This window comes from Nocardia sp. NPDC004415 (assembly GCF_053602435.1).
In genome coordinates, this window is record NZ_JBSGDP010000123.1 from 1 (window position 1) to 2,114 (window position 2,114).

Consider the following 2,114-nt stretch of genomic DNA (forward strand, 5'->3'; position numbering starts at 1 on the left):
CAAGAAGCGGTGGCTGACCGGCGGCCCGTGGTGGCCGCGAACTCGAGCGCGCCAGCGCTCCAAGAACTCAGTACTGGTAGAAGCCCGCGCCCGTCTTCTTGCCGAGCAGGCCCGCCTCGACCATGCGCATGAGCAGCGGCGGGGCCGAGTACAGCGGCTCCTTGAACTCGGCGTACATCGAGTCCGCGATCGACTTCACGGTGTCCAGGCCGACCAGGTCGGTCAGCGCCAGCGGGCCCATCGGGTGGGCACAGCCGAGCACCATGGCCTTGTCGACGTCTTCCTTCGTGGCGAAGCCCGACTCGACCATCCGGATGGCCGAGAGCAGGTACGGCACCAGCAGCGCGTTGACCACGAAGCCGGAGCGGTCGGCCGACCGCACGACCTGCTTGCCCAGGATGTCGGCGGCGAACGCCTCGGCGCGCTTGGCGACGGGCTCGCTGGTCTTGAGCGTGGTGACCAGCTCGACCAGCGGCAGCACCGGCACCGGGTTGAAGAAGTGCAGGCCGACCACGCGCTCGGGGTTGGCGGTGGCCACCGCGATCTTCATGATCGGGATGGAGGAGGTGTTGGAGGCGAGCACGGCGTCGGGGTCGGTGACCACCTTGTCCAGCTCGCTGAAGATGGCCGTCTTGACCTCTTCGTTCTCGACAACGGCCTCCACGACCAGCTGACGGTCGGCGAAGTCGCCCAGATCGGAGGTGAAGCGCAGCCGCCAGGCCGCCTGCTCCCGCTCGCGCTCGGTGATCTTGCCGCTGCTCACGCCACGATCCAGCGAGCGCAGGATTCGCGCGCGGCCCGCTGCGGCGAGTTCACGGCTGGTCTCGTAGACGAGGACGTCGACGTGCGCCCGTGCGCACACTTCCGCGATGCCCGCGCCCATCTGTCCGGCGCCGATGATGCCGACGCGCTGAATCTTCTCGCTCACGTCCCGCTCCTGCTGTGTGTCTGGCTCTGGGGTGGCTGGGGAGGTCATATCGACCAAGTTATAGGGATGCCCTCCCACGCCGGGGCTGTTCGGCGTGGGAGGGCGTACACCCCTACCGGAGTAGAGGAAAGGTGTTGCCGGTCAAAGCAACCCCGAGGGGATCAGTGGAACTGACCCTCTTCGGTGGAGCCCTTCAGGGCGGCCGTCGAGGTGTTGGGGTCGACGGTGGTGGCGATGGTGTCGAAGTAGCCGGCACCGACCTCACGCTGGTGCTTGATGGCGGTGAAGCCACGCTCGGCGGCGGCCTTGAACTCGCGCTCCTGCAGGTCGACGAAGGCGGTCATGCCCTCGCGGGCGTAGCCGTGCGCCAGGTCGAACATGCCGTAGTTGAGCGAGTGGAAGCCGGCCAGGGTGATGAACTGGAACTTGAAGCCCATCGCGCCGAGCTCACGCTGGAACTTCGCGATGGTCGCGTCGTCCAGGTGCGCCTTCCAGTTGAACGAAGGCGAGCAGTTGTAGGCCAGCAGCTGGTCCGGGAACTCGCTGCGGACGGCCTCGGCGAACTTGCGCGCGACCTCGAGGTCCGGCACACCGGTCTCCATCCAGATGAGGTCGGAGTACGGGGCGTAGGCCTTGGCACGCGCGATGCAGGGCTCGATGCCGTTCTTCACACCGAAGAAGCCCTCGGCGGTACGGGTGCCGTCCAGGAACTCACGGTCGCGCTCGTCCACGTCGGTGGTGAGCAGGGTGGCGGCCTCGGCGTCGGTGCGGGCGATGATCACCGACGGCACGCCGGCGACGTCGGCGGCCAGGCGCGCGGAGGTCAGGGTGCGGATGTGCTGCTGGGTGGGGATCAGCACCTTGCCACCGAGGTGGCCGCACTTCTTCTCCGAGGCCAGCTGGTCCTCCCAGTGGACACCGGCGGCACCAGCGGCGATCATCGCCTTCTGCAGCTCGTAGGCGTTCAGCGCGCCACCGAAGCCGGCCTCGGCGTCGGCCACGATCGGGGCCAGCCAGTTGGCGACCGAGGTGTCACCCTCGACCTTGGAGATCTCGTCGGCGCGCAGCAGCGCGTTGTTGATGCGACGGACCACCGACGGGACCGAGTTCGCCGGGTACAGCGACTGGTCGGGGTAGGTGTGGCCGGACAGGTTCGCGTCACCGGCGACCTGCCAGCCCGACAGGT

2 protein-coding genes are annotated in these 2,114 nt (G+C 68.0%); both read right to left on the reverse strand.

Going from position 1 to position 2,114, the window contains the following annotated elements; genetic code table 11:
- Positions 1-67: 67 nt before the first annotated feature.
- The gene (locus tag ACWEMY_RS29200; protein ID WP_375930578.1) at positions 68-976 is read right to left on the reverse strand and encodes a 3-hydroxybutyryl-CoA dehydrogenase; all 909 of its coding nucleotides are present in this window, start codon (positions 974-976) and stop codon (positions 68-70) included.
- Positions 977-1,089: 113 nt separating this feature from the next.
- Positions 1,090-2,114 (reverse strand): isocitrate lyase (gene aceA, locus ACWEMY_RS29205; protein ID WP_452392601.1); only part of this gene is annotated, 1,025 nt, incomplete at its 5' end.